This is a genomic window from Yersinia intermedia (genome assembly GCF_900635455.1).
In the GTDB taxonomy this organism is placed as follows: domain Bacteria; phylum Pseudomonadota; class Gammaproteobacteria; order Enterobacterales; family Enterobacteriaceae; genus Yersinia; species Yersinia intermedia.
The window spans coordinates 1,725,974-1,747,261 of the sequence record NZ_LR134116.1 but is presented as its reverse complement, the minus strand read 5'-3'; the positions used below and the strand labels follow the sequence as shown (position 1 = coordinate 1,747,261).

Sequence of the window (21,288 nt, the reverse complement as noted above, 5' to 3'; positions counted from 1 at the left end):
CAATACCCTACGAAGTGAAACGTGAAAGGATAGAATAAAATGACCGATATTCGCTTGTATATGTTTCAAACTGGCTCGCTGAAGTGCAAAGTCCACAATATCAAAATGAATCAAGGAGGTGGAGCGGATTATGAAATCCCTGTCCCGTTCTTCCTGCTGACCCATCCTGATGGTCACACGCTGATTGATGGCGGGAATGCTGTCGAAACCGCCACTGATCCCAAAGGGTATTGGGGCGGGATTACCGAGGTTTATTGGCCGGTAATGCGTGAAGATGAGGGCTGTGTAGCGCAGCTTAAAAAAATGGGGATCAATCCCGAAGATATCCGGTATGTCTTGCAGTCGCACTTGCATCTTGATCATACCGGTGCGATTGGCCGATTCCCCAATGCGACACACATCGTTCAGCGCCGTGAGTACGAGTATGCCTTTACTCCTGACTGGTTTGCTGCGGGAGGCTATATCAGAAACGACTTTGACCGGCCGGGTCTGAAATGGGCGTTTCTGGAAGGCGAAAACAATGATTTTTATGATATCTATGGCGACGGTACGCTGAAAACAGTATTTACACCCGGCCATTCGCCTGGGCATCAGTCAATACTGGTCACCTTGCCCAACTCAGGTCCGATGCTACTGACTATTGATGCAGCATACACCACGGATCACTGGGAAGAAAAAGCTCTGCCAGGATTTATGTCCTCAGCCGTTGAGACGGTGCGTTCGGTGCAGAAGATGCGCATGTTGGCTAGCCGCACAAGTGCGCAAGTGGTGACAGGCCATGACCCGGATGCCTGGCAAACGTTCAGGCACGCGCCTGAATACTACGATTGATGTGGTTGTTGTCACGCACAGTGAATATTGATCACCAACGCTGAATTAAGGGTGCTTTTCATTTTTGGAGTAGCACCTTTTTATTATTCGCTAACTTTCCAAACGTAAGGTCACTCTTACATTAATGATTTACGCGAGGCTAGATAAGGCCAACGGCTGCCGGAGGGTACGGCGAATTGCGCGCATGCTACTGGTGCAAGAGGGCCAGCCTGCCCTCCGGCCCGGTTGAGGTTGCTAACACCCGGTGGGTACAAAACGAAGATCAACCGAAAACAGATCCGATCTCATGTCAGCCGAACTTGAACACCCTGCTCTTTAACCTTCTCCTCTCCTTCTCGCCTAAAAATAAAATTAAATTTTTAATCACATTACTTGCATATAAATTCATAAAATGGCAATGTGAATACCATGATTCATCCGAATAAATCGTGATGAAAAATCACCAGTTATAATAAAATCAATAACTAATGGCTCATTTTATTTAAAATAATTCAGACAGGAGTTTAAGCATGAAAAAGTTACTATTGGCAACCCTGCTAAGTGGTATGGTTTTCAGCGCGACTGCCGCAGAAACTATTCGTTTTGCTGCCTCAGCCACCTATCCGCCATTTGAATCAATGGATGCCAATAACGAAATCGTCGGCTTCGATATGGACCTGGCAAAAGCGTTGTGTAAACAAATGGAGGCCAAATGTACCTTCACCAATCAGGCTTTTGATAGCCTCATCCCGGCGCTGAAATTCAAACGTTATGATGCCGTCATTTCCGGCATGGATATCACCCCTGAGCGTAGCAAGCAGGTCGCGTTCACCCAACCTTACTATGCAAACTCCGCCATTGTGATTGCACCAAAAGGTAAATTCAGTTCTTTTGCCGATCTGAAAGGCAAGAAAATCGGGATGGAAAATGGCACCACTCATCAGAAGTATTTGCAGGACAAACATCCTGAAATTCAGACCGTGGCTTATGACAGCTACCAGAATGCCATCATTGACCTGAAAAATGGCCGTATTGATGGGGTGTTTGGTGATACTGCGGTAGTGAATGAGTGGCTGAAAACCAACCCGAACCTGGCATCAGTTGGCGAACATGTGACCGACCCTCAATACTTTGGCACGGGCCTTGGTATTGCGGTACGCCCGGATAACACTGCATTGTTGGAGAAATTGAATAAAGCCATTGATGCCGTTAAAGCTGACGGAACATATAAAGCTATCAATGATAAGTGGTTCCCAAACTGATTTAATAACTCCCCCAAAGTCATTGGAGTTGTAGGTAGGCGGCAAGCGAACGCAGCCCGATGAGCTTACTCAAGTAAGTGATTCGGGTAAGTGAACGCAGCCAACAACCCTACAGCTTCAAGAACGCAAGACATACCCAAAGTCATTGGAGTTGTAGGTAGGCGGCAAGCGAACGCATCCCGATGAGCTTACTCAAGTAAGTGATTCGGGTAAGTGAATGCAGCCAACAACCCTACAGCTTCAAGAACGCAAGACATACCCAAAGTCATTGGAGTTGTAGGTAGGCGGCAAGCGAACGCATCCCGATGAGCTTACTCAAGTAAGTGATTCGGGTAAGTGAACGCAGCCAACAACCCTACAGCTTCAAGGACGCAGGGTAAGCAATACGAGGACTTCGTAATGAGCAGTATGCGGAAACATATCAAACAACTGCACCCGCTCAATACGGTAATCGGCTAACAGGCTGATATCTTTTGCCATTGTCTGTGCATTACAGCTTGAATAGAGTATGAATTCAGGCGCCATCTGAGCAAGATAGTCACACAGTTCAGCACCAATACCGCGCCGTGGTGGGTTAACCAAGACCAACTGCGGCACTTGCGTTTCTGCGGTGGCGAAACAGGTAGAATCCAGTGCGGCAAAACTGACATTCTGTAACCCTAACTGCTGGGCCGATTGGCGTGCGCAGGCGATAGCTTCCGCGCTGATTTCGATACCGGTGAGTTGCGTCTCGGCGCTGGCACAATGCAAACCAAAACCGCCGACGCCGCAGAACAGATCCCACATACTGCTGATACCTAACTGCCGCACCCATTGCCGTGCCGTGGCATACAGTGAAGCGGCAACCTGAGGATTGGTCTGGAAAAAACTTTGTGGGCGGATAAACAGCGGCACCTGATTAAACAGTTCGGGCAGCGCCTGCTGTTCAGTCAACGGGACTTCTTGTTCCCCTTCTAAGATTGCCATATGCACTGGCTGAATATTAGCCGAGATAACAGCCAGTTGAGGCAATTGCTGCTGTAACCACGGCAGAGCTGCGCGTAATTGCGCCAGCTTGGTTTCAGAACGCAACACAAAGCGCAGCATTAACTCACCGCTATACGTACTTTCGGTCAATAACAGGAATTTAAGCTCGCCGCGTTTGCGTGCGACGTTATAGGGTGTGAGACCAGCACGGCCAATAAATGTTTTCAACACGGCAAAAACTGGCGCAAAACTGGCCGGATAGAGTGGGCAATCACATAAATCGACCGGGGTACCGTCACGATGCAACATCCCCAATAGTGGCCGCTCGACGCTGCCACTGACCACCATTTTCGCTTTATTACGAAAAGCGTTTTCACGCCCGGAAACCGGGGCTAGCCACTGAGCCACAGCGTGACTGGCTAACAGACTTTCCAGATGATGTTGTTTGTCAGCCAGTTGTTGTGGATAGGGTTTATCCAGCCACTGGCAGGAACGGCAACTACCCGCCGTATACTGTGCGCAATGCATTAATATTGACCGTTATAATCTGAGAAGTTAAATAATTTGCAGCCGAAGCTGTTGATGGGCGAATTGTAGCATTGTGCAACACTAAACACTCATTTTGACTGAGCGAAATAGCGGTGCCAGGGGAAAAATAGCAAACCGATAATCACCACATCCGGGATTTTCTGTAACAGCAGGCTATGTAGAATTTCGCTGCCGGTATCACCCTCAACCCGAAAAACATCTAAATACAACCAGTCCAGTGACACCATTAGCAAATAAATAATAGTGATAATCTGACACACCAGATAGCACCAACGCGCCCAGTTTTTGCGATAACATACCGCAACGCCACAGACAATTTCTAACAGCAACAGCACCACACTGGCGAAGAAGATCGAGCCAAAATCCCAGCTTTGCAGGCTTTCACTGATAAATTCGCCGACGCCCCTCCACCCCAGAGTAGCAACCAATAGCAATACACCGAGGATACGGGTAGCAATAATGGTAATACCGGCGATGAGAACCGGTACTGGCGTTGTTGCAGAAGATAAAAATGCAGAGGATGAAAATGCTAAAGATGAAAATAGTTTTCTCATGTTGCCCTATCTGCCCTCGGTCCGGTTGCTGCAACCTAATGTTATCTCTGACAATAACGCCGCTGGTCAGCGGCGTTAAAGAAAGGTGAAGCCTAACAGTTTTAATGGCTATCAGCTACGGGCAGCTTTTCGTAATTCACGTAACCGCTGCTTTTCCGAACGGGACATAAACCACCACGCGATTAAACCGATTATCCCAACCACCAGCAAGATAAGTGTGGCAAGGGCATTAATCTCTGGGTTAACCCCCATCCGCACACTAGAAAAGACCAGCATCGGCAACGTCGTCGCCCCAGGACCGGCAACAAAGCTGGCAATCACTAAATCGTCCAGCGATAAAGTAAAGGCCAATAACCAACCGGAGATTAATGCCGGTGCGATCATCGGCACGGTAATCACGAAAAACACTTTCAGCGGTGTGGCTCCCAAATCCATGGCGGCTTCTTCAATAGAACGGTCCAACTCACGCAGGCGAGAACTTATCACTACCGTCACATAAGCGGTACAGAAGGTGACGTGCGCCAGCCAGATGGTGAACATGCCACGCTCTGCTGGCCAGCCGATAGCATGCCCCATAGCAACAAACAGTAGCAGCAATGATAAACCGGTAATCACATCAGGCATCACCAGCGGCGCTGTCAGCATAAAAGCAAAACCGGTTGAACCGCGAAAACGGCCAAAACGCACCATGACCACGGCGGCTATCGTCCCCAGAACCACCGCCATCGTGGCGGAGGCAGCGGCAATAGTCAGACTCAGGCCAACAGCAGATATCATCGCTGAATCATTAAATAGCTCGGTATACCAACGAGTTGACCACCCAGCCCATACGGTTACCAGTTTAGAACTGTTAAATGAGTAGATAACCAACATCAACATCGGCGCATACAAGAAGGTATAACCGATGACAAGGATCACCCGACGCCAGACCGACCGCACTTCCGGTAGGTTATTCATACCGAGCCTCCTATCTCTTTATTCTGATGCTTGTGGAACCAGAGTATGGGTACAATCAGTAACACTAACATCACCGTCGCAACCGCCGAGGCAACCGGCCAATCGCGATTGTTAAAGAACTCTTGCCACAAAATACGGCCAATCATAATGCTGTCCGGCCCGCCGAGTAGTTCAGGGATAACAAACTCACCCACTGCGGGGATAAACACCAACATGGAGCCGGCAACAATGCCACCCTTGGTCAGTGGCACAATGACACTGATAAAAGTCTTAAATGGTTTTGCCCCCAGATCCAGCGCCGCTTCCACCAACGAATAATCCAGTCGGGTCAGCGCAGTATAGATTGGCAGTACCATGAATGGCAGATAGGAATAGACCACACCAATGTATACCGCCAGATTGGTGTGCAGAATAATCAGCGGTTGATCAATAATCCCGGTCCACATCAGGAAATTATTCAAGATCCCGTTGTTTTTTAGAATACCCATCCAGGCATAAACCCGAATAAGGAATGAGGTCCATGACGGCAAAATCACCAACAGCAATAAGATATTACGAGTGGATGATTTACTGTGTGCAATCGCCCAGGCCAATGGATAGCCAATAATCAAACAGCATAGCGTTGACACAGCAGCCACTTGCAGTGATTGCAGGTAAGCATCTATATACAGCGGATCATCGAGCAGTTGCAGATAGTTACCAAGATTGAGCGAGATATCCAACTTGCCATCCAGCCAGGTAACCAGATCGCTATAAGGGGGTACGGCGCGTGCCATCTCGGCCAAACTGATTTTGAACACAATCAAGAACGGCAACATAAACAACAGGAAAAGCCACAAATAAGGCATGGCAATGACCAGTTTACGGCCATGTGACATCTGAAAGCGTTGTATCAGTGCCTTAACCGGCCCGATAGCGCGGGTCGGCGGCTCTGCTGCTCCACGGGTGGATTCTGGTATCACGATATTAACTCCCCAAGGCTCTTAATTACCCAAAACCACGCAGCTATCAGCATCCCAACACAGTTGCACTTCATCGCCCCACGTCGGCATCCCTTTACGGTAGCGATGACCATTTTGTAGCTGCGCACTCAGCATCTGCCCGCTGTGTAACTTCACATGATAAATGGATAAATCCCCCAGATAAGCAATGTGTACCACTTCACCGACCGCAAAGTTACAGCCATCTTCTGGCACCTGTTCACACAACATCACTTTTTCCGGGCGCAGAGCAACAAATACCGGGACACCGTCTACCACGGAGGCATCAGAATCCACTTTCAATGGATGGCGCAATCCAGGGCTGTCGATCACCAGCGCATCATCTAAACGCTCTTTTAGCCCCCCTTCAAATACATTCACCGAGCCGATAAATTCAGCGCTGAATCTACTGTTCGGGTGTTCATAAATCTCTTCCGGCTCGCCAATTTGCACAAACTTGCCACGGTTCATGATGGCAATGCGCCCGGCCATCGTCATGGCTTCTTCCTGGTCATGGGTAACCATCACGCAGGTCGCGCCCACCCGCTCCAGAATATCGACCACTTCCAGTTGCATCCGATCACGCAGTTTTTTATCCAGCGCCCCCATAGGCTCATCTAACAGCAGCAGTTTTGGTCGTTTAGCCAAGCTACGGGCCAGAGCCACGCGCTGACGCTGCCCGCCAGAGAGTTGGTGTGGCTTGCGCTTAGCAAACTCTTGCATATGCACCAATGTCAGCATCTCTGCAACACGACTTTTGATTTCATCAGCAGGTAACTTGTCTTGCTTCAAGCCAAACGCGATGTTTTGCTCAACTGTCATGTGCGGAAATAATGCATAAGACTGGAACATCATGTTGATCGGGCGCTGATAAGGCGGCACATGAGACAAGTCCTGACCATCGAGGACTATCTGCCCGTGGGTCGGCTGCTCAAAACCGGCCAGCATACGCAACAAGGTGGATTTACCACAGCCTGAAGCCCCTAACAGCGCAAAAATCTCACCTTTGTAGATAGTCAGATTGACGTCATCTACAGCGGCCTGACCATCAAATGACTTGGTTAAGTTGCGGATCTCCAGCAAGGGTGTAAACACCTTCTGGGATTTTTGCTGCGGGCGGGGAATTACATCATTCACTCAGCGTGCTCTCCGTAAAAGCAGAACAGGCCGCATTTAAACTGCGGCACAATAAAAAACAGGAACAGGAAGATAACCTCCCTGCCCCTACCCTTGTTCATTTTACTTTCCATCAATGTGCTATCAGCCACGCGCTGAGCGCAAGCGACTAACCCACGCTAATGGTTTATTTACCACTTTTCACTTTTGTCCAAGCCCGGGTGATCACGCGATCAATTTTCGGGTCTTGTACTTTCAGCGTGAACATTTTGGCGCGCACGTCAGCAGGCGGGTAAATACCTGGATTATCACGTACCGCTTCGTTCACCAATGGTGTAGCTGCTTTGTTGGCATTGGCATAGAACACGTGGTTACTGATGTTGGCGATCACATCAGGTCGCATCAGGTAATTTAGAAATTGATAGGCTTCATCCTGATTTTTGGCATCAGATGGCATTGCAAACACATCAAAGAACGCTAATGCGCCTTCCTTCGGAATGCTATAAGCCACATTCACGCCATTTTTCGCCTCTTTAGCCCGATTAGATGCCTGCATGATGTCACCGGCCCAACCGACAGCAACGCAGATATCACCATTCGCCAAATCATTAATATATTGTGATGAGTGGAAATAACGGATGTTCGGCCGCAATTTCAGCAATAATTCAGTGGCGGGACCGGTGTAATCAGTCGCCTGAAGACTATTTGGATCTTTACCCAAGTAATTGAGCACAGTTGCAAAAATCTCGGCTGGGGCATCCAGGAATGAGACACCACAACTTTTCAACTTCTCAAGATTTTCAGGTTTCAGCACCAGATCCCAACTGTTCACTGGCGCATCTTTACCCAGTGCAGCTTTCACTTTCTCAACGTTATAGCCGATACCTGTTGTCGCCCACAGATAAGGAATAGCGTATTTATTTTCTGGGTCGTGCTTGCCGACCAGCGCCAACAATTCGGGATCGAGGTTTTTGTAATTAGGTAATTTACTTTTATCCAGCGGCTTAAAGACGCCTGCGGATAATTGGCGCTCAAGGAAACTGGCTGACGGCACCACCAAATCAAATCCAGTGCTCCCTGCCATCAACTTACCTTCCAACACCTCGTTGGAGTCAAACACATCATAGACAACCTTAATGCCGGTTTCCTTTTGGAAATTAGCCAGCGTATCGGGGGCGATATAATCGGACCAGTTGTAAACATGCAGTGTTTTTTCCTCAGCAGATGCTGAGACGGACGCAGCCATTAACAGGCCAGCAGCAACACCCGATAACCACTTTTTACGTTGGGTGAACATCCGTAACTCCTCCAGAATAGGGGGTGAGATAGTGCGCTAAATTTGTATCCAAGGGGATACAACACCTTTGCCCTGCTAAGTGCTATTGCCACCAGCACCAGATGCATGACTATGCACGGTGAGTGATTATTAACCTAACAAGAATAATCACTGTTTATACGGCGGAATATTATGCTCCTAGCAGAAACAGCAGCATAACCGCACTTGGCAATCCACACCAGACTCTAGGGTAAAAAACGCCTTTTATCGATTTTTTATGCACATTCTATCTATGTAATGCGCCATTAACGGCATAAACGGCGATAAATATCTGGCAAAGTAGGGTAAAAAGCAGAATATCTTATGGTTTACAGAGGAAATAGCAGTGTGCTCCCCATAACAGCAGCACACTTATTAATGAAGGGGGTATTAGTGGATGACCGGATAAGCGGTCGCTATCTGAGGTGATTCATCGTCATCACCCGTGCTAATAAACAATAAGTCATTGGCGCGTGCTTCCAGAATAATCATCGAAATCTGCTCTTCGCACTGCTGCATAAAGTAGCCAAACTGAGCAAATGTTACGCCGACTTCTACCGTCAATGACTGGCAAACAATCAATTTTGGCAGATTATCATCCTGAATATCGATAAAGGCTTTAACTGTCAGCGAGCTGGCATTTATTTGGCTCAGATCCGCCACTAATGGGATCAACGCCGTCGGCCTGACTTCAGCCAACGCCGAGAACAAAATGATGTTATCAACCAAATCAACTTTGGCATCAAACACGCCTTCAAAGTTCTGCATATGCGGCAAATGCAGCGCCTGACAGGAGTCGCACTCAAAAAATGAGATACCGAGTTGATCCAGCCAACGCCGTAATAGGGCTAAATCCGGGACGATGAGTGAATCCATAACAACCTACCTCACGATTCTCATAAGACGAAAAGTGGCATAGCTTACGGAATATTGACCGACAGCGCTATGATCAATACCGACAAATTTAATGCCCCTATACTGACTCAGTAATTGCCCTAATCGGGTTTGTTATCCTTTTTTGCCTGTTCAGCCTCGGATTCTTTCTTGGATTGTGGTCTTGATATTCTGTCGGCGCTGCCTAAGAGCGGGCCAAAACCACTCGCGACGCGCCAAACAATACACGCAGCAGCGGGGAGCATCAGCCCAATTCCGACAAAAATCATAATAATGGCGACAATCGGTGCCCCCATTGAATCCGGTAATGACAGATAGCCATTAATACTTAGGTAGGCAACAACCAGTAATAGCATCCCCAGCACTTCTGAAACAATCACAATGCGGGGCATATCTCCTAACGAGCGCATCTTTACCTCCGATAGGCTCTGCACAAGCGTTTACTTAGTGTATTGAATCCTCACAACTTGTAACAGTCCCGATAAGCAAATAGGTACCATTAATCAAACTAACAGGCAAATCCTGCTTTTTTTTCACTGCGCCAGAGGGCATAGTAGACCCCAGTGAGAGTGAGTAATGCGCAGAAGTCATTTAACAGTTGAATACATAGAGAGCTGTTGGCGAAGTGATTACACCCGGTTGAAAAATGACGGGGATAGCTCAATTTAATCAAGGAGTTTTACATGTTTGCTGTGATTTTCGGGCGTCCTGGATGTCCTTACTGTGTCCGTGCCAAAGAACTGGCAGAAAAACTGGAAACTGAACGCGACGATTTTAAATTCCGTTACATCGATATTCACGCGGAAGGTATCACCAAAGCTGATTTGGAAAAAACAGTCGGCAAGCCGGTAGAGACCGTGCCACAAATCTTCATTGATGAGAAACACATTGGCGGCTGCACAGATTTTGAAGCATACGCTAAAGAAAATCTGAGCCTGTTCCAGTAATCTGGTTGACAGCAACAGAGAGTTTCTCAGCCCGTATGATTTAGGCTTTATCCGAAAAGGGTGTTTGACACCCTTTTTTTATTGCCAGTGCTCAAGTGCAACACCGTAAAAACAGACCCAACAAACCGGACTAAGCGGCTCATTAACCACATATAATACCTTCCAGTGCGGGTAATAAAGCATATCCTTCTTCCGATACCAAACTTCCTGCTTACTACTGGCTGTCTCGCAGCAGACCGATTAGAATAACCCCGCTATCGCCCACATATATAGCCTGTTTGGCGATAAATATTCTGAGTTTAAAGCAATGCCTCCTTCTGCCTTTAAACCAAGAGCCTGTACATCGTGGATCATCCGAGCTAAATAGAAAGTCATAATAGTGAATATAAACGTCGCAAATTTGTTAAACGGCAATTACATCTTGTTGTTGTTCGTGGTTTTAGCCTTGGGATTGTGCCTGGGTAAACTGCGACTTGGTCCTATTCAATTAGGTAACGCTATTGGTGTGTTGGTGGTATCACTGTTGCTTGGGCAACAGCATTTTACTATCAATACCGAAGCGCTGAATTTGGGCTTTATGCTCTTTATTTTTTGTGTCGGTGTCGAAGCCGGACCAAACTTTTTCTCTATCTTCTTCCGTGACGGCAAAAACTATCTAATGCTCGCGCTGGTCATGGTAAGTAGCGCAATGATTTTGGCTTTGGGGCTAGGTAAATTATTTGGCTGGGATATTGGCCTGACTGCCGGGATGTTGGCCGGTTCAATGACATCCACACCGGTTTTGGTGGGTGCAGGTGATACGTTACGCCACACTATCGCCAATAATCCGGCATTGCAGCACGCGCAGGATAATCTAAGCCTCGGTTACGCCCTGACCTATCTTATCGGGCTGGTGAGCCTGATTCTGGGCGCTCGCTATTTGCCCAAACTCCAACATCAGGACTTGCCAACCAGTGCTCAGCAAATTGCCCGTGAGCGCGGTTTGGATACTGATAGCCAGCGCAAGGTCTATTTACCGGTGATCCGCGCCTATCGGGTTGGCCCAGAATTGGTGGCATGGGCGGATGGTAAAAATTTACGTGAATTAGGCATTTACCGCCAAACAGGTTGCTATATTGAGCGAATTCGTCGCAATGGTATTTTAGCGAATCCAGATGGCGATGCAGTACTGCAAGTGGGGGACGAGATCTCACTGGTCGGTTACCCCGACGCCCACTCCCGCCTTGACCCCAGTTTTCGTAACGGTAAAGAAGTTTTCGACCGTGACCTACTGGATATGCGCATTGTTACCGAAGAAATCGTGGTTAAAAATAGCAGTGCCGTCGGCAAACGACTCAGCCATTTAAAATTGACCGACCATGGTTGCTTCCTAAACCGGGTGATCCGCAGCCAAATTGAAATGCCCATTGATGACAACGTGGTATTGAATAAAGGCGACGTGCTGCAAGTCAGCGGTGATGCGCGGCGAGTCAAAAGCGTGGCAGAAAAGATAGGCTTTATCTCCATTCACAGCCAGGTCACCGACCTGTTGGCGTTCTGTGCCTTCTTTATTTTAGGATTGATGATTGGTTTAATTACCTTCCAATTCAGTAATTTTAGTTTCGGTATTGGTAACGCTGCCGGCCTGTTAATGGCAGGTATCATGCTCGGATTTTTACGTGCCAACCACCCTACTTTTGGCTATATCCCGCAAGGTGCGCTGAATATGGTGAAAGAGTTTGGTTTAATGGTCTTTATGGCAGGAGTGGGGCTAAGTGCCGGTGGCGGTATTAATAGCAGCTTGGGCGCGGTCGGCGGGCAGATGTTGATTTCCGGCCTGATAGTTAGCCTGGTACCGGTTGTTATCTGTTTTCTCTTTGGTGCTTATGTATTACGCATGAACCGGGCTCTGCTTTTTGGTGCCATTATGGGTGCCCGAACTTGCGCACCGGCCATGGACATCATCAGCGATACTGCCCGCAGTAACATCCCGGCACTAGGATACGCAGGGACTTATGCCATCGCCAACGTACTATTAACATTGGCAGGCTCGTTGATCGTTATTGTTTGGCCGGGAGTATTAGGCTAGTACACTAAAAAAGCCGTTGCGGAAAAAGCTAAACATTATTTTATACTTTTTTTATTTTCCCAGAACTTTCTTGCTGGACTGGGGTCTGATTTAATGCCACTGCTTTTCTTTGATGTCCCCATATTGAGGAGCCCGATAGTCCCGCCTTCTTAGGTTCAAGACTAATCGGGTTTTTTCTTGCCTGAAATTTGAGTTCTGCTTATTTCTGATCCCATCCATATGGCGCTATCTGCCCCTTAAGGCTTTCTTAAGACAGTAATATTACAGTATTAACATTCCCCATTTCAGCTTCAGGTTACGTCGTGAAGACCAGCAAACCCACCTCCCAAGCCGATGTCACTCCAGTGACATTAAATAATGCCTCAACAGCATGGATAATTAAGACAAACTCCCTTTACTCGTTGCCGTTATCCTTCTATTTTTGGCAGGTTTTGGGGTTGGTACTCAGTGGATCACTATTTCTGTGGTTATCGAGCAACGAACAACTTGATTGGTTTATCAGTAATTACTGGTTTGATCCCGTCGGGCAAAACTTTCCATGGGAAAACAACTACTGGCTGGACTTACTCAATCACCGGTTGTTGAAAATAGCCATTATCAGTACTGCCGTGGTGGCATTGCTATGGGGCATTTATCGCCGTAACGGGCGCTTGATAACAACCATGTTGTTGTTTGGTATCGGTCCATTGGTAGTTGGTGTTCTAAAGGCCTTCAGCGCGCACTCCTGCCCTTGGGATCTGGTGGAGTATGGCGGTAAAGCTATCAGCTATGTGCTGATGGGCACAACGCCGGTCGGTGCAGGCCCAGGTCATTGTTTCCCTGGTGGTCATGCGTCCAGCGGTTTTGCCGTAATGGCGCTATTTTTCCTGTTCTACCCCGAGCAACCACGGCTGGCAATGCTGTGTTGGTTACTCGGTATTGGTCTTGGCATGTTGATGGGGTTTGGTCAAATTATGCGCGGGGCACATTTTCTTACTCATAACCTGTGGGCAGGTTGGTGGGTATGGCTGAGTCAGTTGACTTTGTTTTGGATGATTAGCGGTTTTTGCCGCCGCGATAAAGGTACCGAATAATGGAACAAATGAACTATTTTTTCTTTTCCATGATAAATGCGACGCCAGCATCATCGCCATGGATGATTTCTTTTGCGACGTTCATCGCACGTGACCTGATCATGATCATCCCTGTGTTACTCGTGGGGCTGTGGTTATGGGGGCCGCAAGATAGCATCAATTTGCAGCGAACTGTAGTAACCAAGGCTGCGATGGCCCTTGCTTTCTCTATGCTTTCAGCGACGTGTATCGGAATACTTATCCCGCATGATCGTCCTTTTGTCGTCGGTTTTGGCTATAACTTTATGCCTCATGCGCCAGACAGTTCTTTCCCGAGTGATCACGGCACTGCTATTTTCACCTTTGCCTTAGCGTTTGTTTTTTGGCACAAACGTTGGTCTGCCGTCAGCATGATGATTGTCGCCACTGCCATTGCATGGTCACGTATTTATCTGGGTGTTCACTGGCCATTAGATATGGTGGGAGCCTTCTTATTAGGGATTGTCGGTTGCCTATTCGCACAGCTAGTATGGAATTTGTTCGGTGACGCTATCGCAAGCGGTATGGCACGCCTCTATCATATTAGTTTTGCCATGCCGATCAGCCGAGGATGGGTTAGAAGCTAGCCTGGTTACGTTATAAATTTCACATTGCCGGTTGGTCTAAAAAATCGGCAATCTCTATCGCCCTCTACCACGTCATGAAATAATCCTTTAAAATCAATTAATAATAAAAAAATAGCGTGTTTTATTTGTTCATTTAAACATCTTTCATGTAAAAAAAATAACAAAATAAAATGTAAAACAGCTAAATATGTGAGAATTACCTTTGTTTTTCTCTTTAAATGTTACTATTATAACAGCAGTAGTCACTTATAGATGAACCAAAGGATAAAAATCATGACGATCAATTACGCTAATTACATTGACCATACCCTATTGGCAATGGATGCCACGGAAGCCCAAATTATCAAACTGTGTGAAGAAGCCAAACAGCATCATTTCTATGCTGTATGTGTTAATTCTGGATACGTTCCAGTAGCAGCTCAACAGTTGGCCGGTAGCCAGGTTAAGGTGTGCTCAGTCATTGGTTTTCCGCTGGGTGCAGGCCTGACTGAAACCAAAGCCTTTGAAGCTCAGGCAGCGATTAATGCTGGGGCGCAAGAGATTGATATGGTTATCAATGTTGGTTGGCTGAAAAGTGGAAAAATTGCAGAAGTTAAAGCCGATATTAAGGCCGTACGTGATAATTGCGCCGCTACACCGTTGAAGGTAATATTAGAAACCTGCCTGTTAAGCGATGCGCAAATCGTACAAGTTTGTGAAATGTGTCGTGAGCTTGACGTTGCCTTTGTGAAAACCTCAACAGGTTTCAGCACCGGTGGTGCTAAAGAAGAACATGTTAAATTGATGCGTGCTACGGTTGGCCCGGTAATGGGCGTTAAAGCATCGGGTGCAGTTCGTGATCAAAAGACAGCAGAAACCATGATCAAAGCAGGTGCAACACGCATTGGTACCAGCTCTGGTGTAACCATCGTTTCGGGCCAACAGGCCGTGGCATCAAGCTACTAACTAATTGTAAGTCTACTCATCGATTGTTTAGATACAAATCGACTGTCAGCCCGGCTACTGCCGGGCTTATTTATTGCAATACGTTGTATTATAAGAAACTATAGCGCAACGTATCGTTTTGATAATTGTTTGTCAGGAATAGCTTATGGAAACCCGCCGTGCAGAACGAATCAATAAACTTACTCAGGCCCTAAAGCGTTCCGACAAAATCCATCTCAAGGACGCGGCTAATCTGTTGCGAGTCTCTGAGATGACTATTCGCCGTGATCTTAGCGCCGAGCCGACTGCCGTGATTTTATTGGGTGGTTATGTGGTGATGGACCCTAGAAGCAATAGCGCCAATAACTATTTTGTTTCTGACCAGCAGGCCAAACAGGTGGAAGAAAAGCGCCGTATTGGTCAGTTAGCAGCACGCTTGATCGCCGAAAATGATACGGTTTTTTTTGACTGCGGCACCACAATTCCCTCTATTATCGACGAGATAGACGAAGAACTGGTCTTTACCGCCATTTGTTACTCTCTTAACACCTTCCTTTCCTTACAAGATAAGCCTAACTGTAAAGTGATCCTGTGCGGTGGTGAATTCAAACCCAATAACTATATTTTCACACCAATCAGCCAGCACAATGAACTGGACAATGCCTGCCCAAATAAAGCCTTTATCTCTGCAGCAGGTGTTTCTGTTGAGTATGGTGCAACCTGTTTCAACTTCGATGAGATTCTGTTAAAACATCGGGCTATTGCCAAATCCCAACAGAAAATTCTGGTGGCCGACCACAGCAAATTCGGCAAAGTAAAACCTGCCAGTATTGGGGCGCTGACCCTGTTTGATGCATTAGTCACAGACCGCCAACCTGATGCTGAATTCAGCCAGTTCTTTTTACAGCATGGCATCAAAATCGACTGTTAGGCTTGATTACATAGCAAAAATCTTAACCCGGTAAATACCGGGTTGATAAATCTATACGTGAATTATCAGGCAGAAACTGAATTATATTTAATCAATATACAACAACACCCAATAACCATATTTTTTTTATGGTTAAATCCCTTCTTGTCCATCTAACGTTTAAAACACAATTCCATTATTTAATTAACCTCCGATGGTAATTGGATTTAAGGTAAATTAATTTAACATTTGGTATTCATTTAACGCATATAAATAAAAAAATAGCGTTAATCTATTGTCAGACAAATTAGCGACGCTAAAAATTCATATGACAAATAAATGACATGGCACTAATAATCACGCACTGACTTATTCACTCTGCCTATGCCTACTGTCTGTTTTCTTCTTATTTACCTGTTTATATTCTCATCAAAACCAGAAACCATCATCACACTTCAATAAATTTAATTTCATTAAAAATCAATTTGTTACATTATTTTAATCGTTTTAAATTAATGATATTCATCAATAAATCAGTGAAAAAATCGATTTCCGCTAGATCCTTAAGCAGGGTTAAAATATATTGCACGCCAAGAAACAAGGAATAAAAAACTGTCTGTTTATTTATCGACCAGAAGGGGAAATCTACTTTTCATTATTTTTAGTGATAAATCATAAACATTCATATAACAATCAGTTTTAAATTCGTAACAAGTGATCGACGGCGAGTTTATTAAGCATTTGCGAGCATGATCACGGTAGTTTTCACTGCAAATCGCTATCTTGCCGCCAGCAAAAACTACTGTTCTCACAAGAACACCAAAAATATCCGATAACGCGAATTCATCTTCTTAATATCGGTTAAATTTTGCACTTAACAATTTAGGTATAAAGCACACTTACGACACCAAAGTAATAACCAGGGCACCAATTTTAAACGAATCGTTTTGACTGAATTTTTCACCTGATTATGTAACTCGATAATGCATAGCAGGTACCTAACTTTCGGCTCTTAATTTTAAATTAACGTGTTCACAATGGAGATCTTTATGGACACTACTCAAACGGGCACTATTGCCTCCCCGGGAAAAGTTTCATCAAGTACATGGCGTAAAAGTGACACCATGTGGATGTTGGGCCTGTACGGTACTGCAATCGGCGCAGGCGTATTGTTCCTGCCAATCAATGCTGGTATCGGCGGCCTGTTACCTCTTATTGTGATGGCTATCATTGCTTTCCCGATGACCTTCTTTGCTCACCGTGGTCTATGCCGTTTTGTACTGTCAGGCAAAAACCCAGGTGAAGACATCACCGAAGTGGTTGAAGAGCACTTTGGTATTGGCGCAGGTAAGTTGATTACCCTGCTTTACTTCTTCGCTATCTACCCGATTTTGTTGGTATATAGTGTGGCGATCACCAATACCGTTGATAGTTTCATTACCCACCAGATGCATCTGCCATCACCACCGCGCGCCATTTTGTCCCTGATTCTGATCGTGGGCCTGATGACTATCGTGCGTTTTGGTGAGCACGCCATTGTAAAAGCGATGAGCATCTTGGTATTCCCGTTTGTTGCAGCATTGATGCTGTTGGCGGTGTACCTGATCCCTAACTGGACCGGTGCAATATTTGAACATGTATCAATGGACGGCAACGGTACTGGTAGCGGTCTGTGGATGACCATGTGGCTGGTTATTCCGGTCATGGTGTTCTCATTCAACCACTCCCCTATCATCTCGGCGTTTGCGGTATCAAAACGTGAAGAGTACGGCGTAGATGCAGAGAAAAAATGTTCACGCATTTTGGCTTTTGCTCACATCATGATGGTTGTCACCGTCATGTTCTTCGTTTTCAGTTGCGTACTGAGCCTGTCCCCAGCGGACCTGGCTGATGCGAAAAGCCAGAACATTTCTATTCTGTCTTACCTGGCTAACCACTTTAATACCCCAATAATTGCCTACATGGCTCCGGTTATTGCCTTTATCGCAATCACCAAGTCTTTCCTGGGGCACTACCTGGGCGCACGTGAAGGCTTTAATGGCATGATGATTAAGTCTCTGCGTAGCAAAGGCAAAACCATCAATCATGACAAACTGAACCGTATTACTGCACTGTTCATGCTGGTAACAACCTGGATCGTCGCAACCATGAACCCAAGCATTTTGGGTATGATTGAAACCTTAGGTGGCCCAATCATCGCGATGCTGTTGTTCCTGATGCCAATGTACGCAATCCATAAAGTTCCTGCGATGCGTAAGTACAGCGGCCATATCAGTAACGTATTCGTGGTTATCATGGGCCTGATTGCTATCTCTGCAATCTTGTTCAGTCTGTTCGGTAAATGATTCTGGGGCTGGCCAACTTCCCACGGCCAGCCAGTTATCATGACCTGCTGCTATAAATTGTTTCAAAAACCGGAGCTTCCGCTCCGGCTTCCTACCACGGCAATGTCATCATTTTAATAATTAGAACCTTTAAGGGGCGAATATATGGTCAGCGTTTTTGACATTTTCAAGATTGGTATTGGTCCTTCCAGCTCTCATACCGTCGGCCCGATGAAGGCTGGCAAGCTGTTTATCGATGACCTCATCGAACTGGGGCATCTTTCTGCCGTCACCCGAATCACTGTTGATGTTTATGGCTCTTTGTCTCTTACTGGTAAAGGCCACCATACCGATATTGCTATTATTATGGGTTTGGCGGGGAATCTGCCCGATACCGTTGATATTGATGCAATCTCAGGTTTTATCCGCGATGTAGAGTTGCGGGAACGTCTGCTGTTGGCAAACGGCAGCCACGAAGTTGATTTTCCAGCCAATGGCGGGATGAACTTCCATAGCACTAACTTGCCATTGCACGAAAATGGCATGATCATCAGCGCTCATGCGGGTAATGACTGTATCTTCAGTAAAACGTATTACTCCATCGGCGGTGGTTTTATTGTCGATGAAGCCCACTTTGGCCAAGAAGATAGCCAAGCGATTACTGTGCCTTACCCGTTCAATTCTGCACGAGACTTGCAAAAGCACTGTAAGGATACCGGTTTATCACTGTCCGGCTTAGTGATGCAAAATGAACTGGCATTACACAGCAAAGCTGAGATAAGTGCTCACTTTGCCGCAATATGGGGAGTGATGCGTGCTGGCATTGAACGCGGCATCAATACTGAAGGGTTATTGCCTGGCCCAATGAAAGTGCCGCGCCGCGCCGCATCTTTGCGCCGAATGCTGGTGAGTACGGATAAAAATAACTCGGATCCAATGATGGTTGTCGATTGGATCAATATGTATGCATTAGCCGTCAATGAAGAAAACGCGGCGGGCGGGCGGGTTGTAACTGCCCCGACGAATGGTGCGTGTGGCATTATTCCGGCAGTCTTATCTTACTACGACAAATTCATTCGTCCGGTAAATGAGAACTCGTACAGTCGCTACTTCCTGGTCTCTGGTGTGATTGGGGCGCTGTATAAAATGAATGCGTCTATTTCCGGCGCTGAAGTGGGTTGTCAGGGCGAAGTGGGCGTTGCCTGTTCTATGGCCGCAGCCGGTCTGGCTGAGTTGATGGGCGGTAGCCCTGCTCAGGTATGCATTGCAGCAGAAATCGCGATGGAGCATAACCTGGGGCTGACCTGTGACCCAGTAGCCGGGCAAGTTCAAGTGCCATGTATTGAGCGCAACGCAATTTCTGCGGTACAAGCCGTTAACTCTGCGCGCATGGCGCTGCGCCGAACCAGCGAACCCAGTGTTTGTTTGGATAAAGTCATCGAAACGATGTTTGAGACCGGCAAAGATATGAACTCGAAATACCGCGAGACGTCCCGTGGTGGCCTGGCAATTAAGATCGTCGCCTGTAACTGATTTACCGCAGTCTATATGCTACGTATTCAGCTAAAAGGGCTACTTTTCAGTAGCCCTTTCTCTTATTAATCAATCATATTATTTAGCTTAGCCAAATACGCCACCAAACCATTGACTGAGTTTCATCATCACGAAATCCCAAATACGACTCAAGAAACCGCCCTCTTTTACTTCGTTTAATACCACCAGCGGGCGTTGGTCAATTGTCTTGCCATTAAGTTGAAATTCGATGGTTCCGACCACCTGATGTTTGGCAAGCGGAGCGCGCAGTTCTGCCTGATCCAATTTATAGCTGGCTTTAAGATCCTTCATTTTCCCTTTCGGGATAGTAATAGCCGCATCCTCTGCAACTCCAAGCTCTGCCTTACCAGTATCACCAAACCATACTTTCTGCGTCACGAAAGGATTGGTGGCTTTAATCGGCACGACGGTTTCATAAAAACGGAACCCCCAACTCAGCAGTTTTTCACTTTCACTAAAGCGAACCCGATCACTAGGTGCGCCTAGCACCACCGAGATCAAACGCATTGGCCCTTCGGTTGCCGAGGCAACCAGATTGTGCCCTGCCCCCGAAGTAAAACCGGTCTTCATACCATCTACATTGAGATTAGTGTTCCATAACAGGCGGTTACGGTTAATTTGACGGATCTTATTAAAAGTGAATTCTTTCTCTTTGTGCAGCGCATATTCTTCTGGCACGTCACGGATCAATGCCTGACCTAATACCGCCATATCCCGCGCAGTGCTGTACTGCCCTGGCGCATCAAGGCCATGGACGGTCATAAAGTGAGTATTCGACAGACCTAAGGCTTTGGCATAATTGTTCATCAGGCCAACAAAACTGTCTTGACTACCAGCCACATAATCGGCCAACGCAATACTGGCATCATTGCCTGACTGAATCACAATACCTTTATTCAAATCGGACAATTTTACCTGATCGCCCGGTTTCAAAAACATCAGTGAGGAGCCACGTAATGCCGGATTACCCGTAGCCCAGGCATCTTTCCCCACTGTCACTAAATCATCAGGGTGCACTTTCCCCGCTTTAATGGCCTGCCCAATCACATAACTGGACATAATCTTCGTCAAACTGGCCGGATCAAGGCGCTGGTCACTGTTCCCTTCTACCAACACTTTTCCACTGTTGTAATCCATCAACACATAGGCTTTGGCATCTACCGGTGGAGCCGCTGGGTCATCAGCCGCCTGCGCGGCGGGCAGCGCCAGAAGCAATAAACCGGCACTGAAAGTAAATTTCTTTATCTTAAAAGGGAGGATAAATTTCATCATGAGGTCGCCAGAGTATCCTTGCAAATAATTGGAAATAAGCGGTATTCCCAGAACCAACCACTGTCCAATTAGCGAAAAAATAACGTCTTTTCACTTAGACTGAAATAGTAGCTTAGTCATATTTCAGTCCCTTTTCTAAATTTATCCCATTGCTGGCCCAATTGGGCGTAGTTTTACGTTTTGTTTTGTAAAGAGCCTGTCTTTAACC

19 protein-coding genes are annotated in these 21,288 nt (G+C 46.6%); 10 read left to right on the top strand and 9 right to left on the bottom strand.

The genetic code is table 11. The annotated features are described in order from the left end of the window. Positions 1–39: 39 nt before the first annotated feature. A complete protein-coding gene (gene attM / locus EL015_RS08035) occupies positions 40–831 on the top strand; it encodes an AttM family quorum-quenching N-acyl homoserine lactonase (protein ID WP_005184788.1) in 792 nt (263 codons plus the stop codon). A gap of 509 nt (positions 832–1,340) precedes the next feature. Next, complete coding sequence (artJ, locus tag EL015_RS08025; protein ID WP_005184791.1) at positions 1,341–2,072, top strand: arginine ABC transporter substrate-binding protein; 732 nt, start codon at positions 1,341–1,343, stop codon at positions 2,070–2,072. Positions 2,073–2,435: 363 nt separating this feature from the next. Here artJ and rlmC read toward each other — a convergent pair whose 3' ends face one another. The 8 genes from rlmC to EL015_RS07985 form a co-directional block, all read right to left on the bottom strand. Beyond that, entirely contained in the window at positions 2,436–3,566 is a 1,131-nt protein-coding gene (gene rlmC / locus EL015_RS08020; protein WP_050074048.1) for a 23S rRNA (uracil(747)-C(5))-methyltransferase RlmC, read from the bottom strand. 89 nt (positions 3,567–3,655) lie between these two features. Then, entirely contained in the window at positions 3,656–4,141 is a 486-nt protein-coding gene (locus EL015_RS08015) for a YbjO family protein (RefSeq protein WP_032907831.1), read from the bottom strand. Positions 4,142–4,252: 111 nt separating this feature from the next. Further along, on the bottom strand, positions 4,253–5,098 hold the full coding sequence (gene potI / locus EL015_RS08010; protein ID WP_032907834.1) for a putrescine ABC transporter permease PotI: 846 nt from the start codon (positions 5,096–5,098) through the stop codon (positions 4,253–4,255). Beyond that, positions 5,095–6,060: a putrescine ABC transporter permease PotH gene (potH, locus tag EL015_RS08005; protein ID WP_005191971.1), complete on the bottom strand. Its 966-nt coding sequence runs from the start codon at positions 6,058–6,060 to the stop codon at positions 5,095–5,097. The genes potI and potH overlap by 4 nt, the downstream gene beginning before the upstream one ends. A 21-nt stretch (positions 6,061–6,081) precedes the next feature. Then, a complete protein-coding gene (potG, locus tag EL015_RS08000; RefSeq protein ID WP_005191974.1) occupies positions 6,082–7,215 on the bottom strand; it encodes a putrescine ABC transporter ATP-binding subunit PotG in 1,134 nt (377 codons plus the stop codon). Between the two features lie 166 nt (positions 7,216–7,381). Next, the gene (gene potF / locus EL015_RS07995) at positions 7,382–8,491 is read right to left on the bottom strand and encodes a spermidine/putrescine ABC transporter substrate-binding protein PotF (protein WP_005191979.1); all 1,110 of its coding nucleotides are present in this window, start codon (positions 8,489–8,491) and stop codon (positions 7,382–7,384) included. A gap of 408 nt (positions 8,492–8,899) precedes the next feature. Beyond that, entirely contained in the window at positions 8,900–9,385 is a 486-nt protein-coding gene (locus EL015_RS07990) for a type III secretion system chaperone family protein (RefSeq protein ID WP_005191982.1), read from the bottom strand. A 119-nt stretch (positions 9,386–9,504) separates the two neighbouring features. Continuing rightward, the gene (locus tag EL015_RS07985; protein WP_032907836.1) at positions 9,505–9,813 is read right to left on the bottom strand and encodes a YbjC family protein; all 309 of its coding nucleotides are present in this window, start codon (positions 9,811–9,813) and stop codon (positions 9,505–9,507) included. Positions 9,814–10,086: 273 nt separating this feature from the next. Here EL015_RS07985 and EL015_RS07980 point away from each other — a divergent pair, with 273 nt between their 5' ends. From EL015_RS07980 to EL015_RS07945, 8 genes are all read left to right on the top strand, one after another. After that, positions 10,087–10,350 carry a GrxA family glutaredoxin gene (locus EL015_RS07980; protein ID WP_004873700.1) on the top strand — a complete coding sequence of 88 codons (264 nt, stop codon included), beginning with the start codon at positions 10,087–10,089 and terminating at the stop codon, positions 10,348–10,350. 379 nt (positions 10,351–10,729) lie between these two features. Further along, positions 10,730–12,418, top strand: coding sequence for an aspartate:alanine antiporter (locus EL015_RS07975; protein WP_032907838.1), 1,689 nt, complete (start codon positions 10,730–10,732; stop codon positions 12,416–12,418). A 401-nt stretch (positions 12,419–12,819) separates the two neighbouring features. Next, the gene (locus EL015_RS07970; protein WP_032907862.1) at positions 12,820–13,491 is read left to right on the top strand and encodes a phosphatase PAP2 family protein; all 672 of its coding nucleotides are present in this window, start codon (positions 12,820–12,822) and stop codon (positions 13,489–13,491) included. Then, a complete protein-coding gene (ybjG, locus tag EL015_RS07965; RefSeq protein WP_032907841.1) occupies positions 13,491–14,096 on the top strand; it encodes an undecaprenyl-diphosphate phosphatase in 606 nt (201 codons plus the stop codon). The genes EL015_RS07970 and ybjG overlap by 1 nt, the downstream gene beginning before the upstream one ends. Positions 14,097–14,369: 273 nt before the next feature. Next, positions 14,370–15,041 carry a deoxyribose-phosphate aldolase gene (gene deoC / locus EL015_RS07960; RefSeq protein WP_032907844.1) on the top strand — a complete coding sequence of 224 codons (672 nt, stop codon included), beginning with the start codon at positions 14,370–14,372 and terminating at the stop codon, positions 15,039–15,041. 145 nt (positions 15,042–15,186) lie between these two features. After that, complete coding sequence (gene deoR, locus EL015_RS07955; protein ID WP_005192000.1) at positions 15,187–15,951, top strand: DNA-binding transcriptional repressor DeoR; 765 nt, start codon at positions 15,187–15,189, stop codon at positions 15,949–15,951. A gap of 1,028 nt (positions 15,952–16,979) precedes the next feature. Next, positions 16,980–18,275 (top strand): HAAAP family serine/threonine permease, encoded by a 1,296-nt coding sequence (locus tag EL015_RS07950; RefSeq protein ID WP_032907847.1) that lies wholly within the window; start codon positions 16,980–16,982, stop codon positions 18,273–18,275. A gap of 144 nt (positions 18,276–18,419) precedes the next feature. Further along, on the top strand, positions 18,420–19,787 hold the full coding sequence (locus tag EL015_RS07945; RefSeq protein WP_005192006.1) for an L-serine ammonia-lyase: 1,368 nt from the start codon (positions 18,420–18,422) through the stop codon (positions 19,785–19,787). A gap of 87 nt (positions 19,788–19,874) precedes the next feature. Here the strand turns inward: EL015_RS07945 and EL015_RS07940 are convergent, their stop codons facing one another. Further along, the gene (locus EL015_RS07940; RefSeq protein WP_005192009.1) at positions 19,875–21,080 is read right to left on the bottom strand and encodes a serine hydrolase; all 1,206 of its coding nucleotides are present in this window, start codon (positions 21,078–21,080) and stop codon (positions 19,875–19,877) included. Between the last annotated feature and the right edge of the window lie 208 nt (positions 21,081–21,288).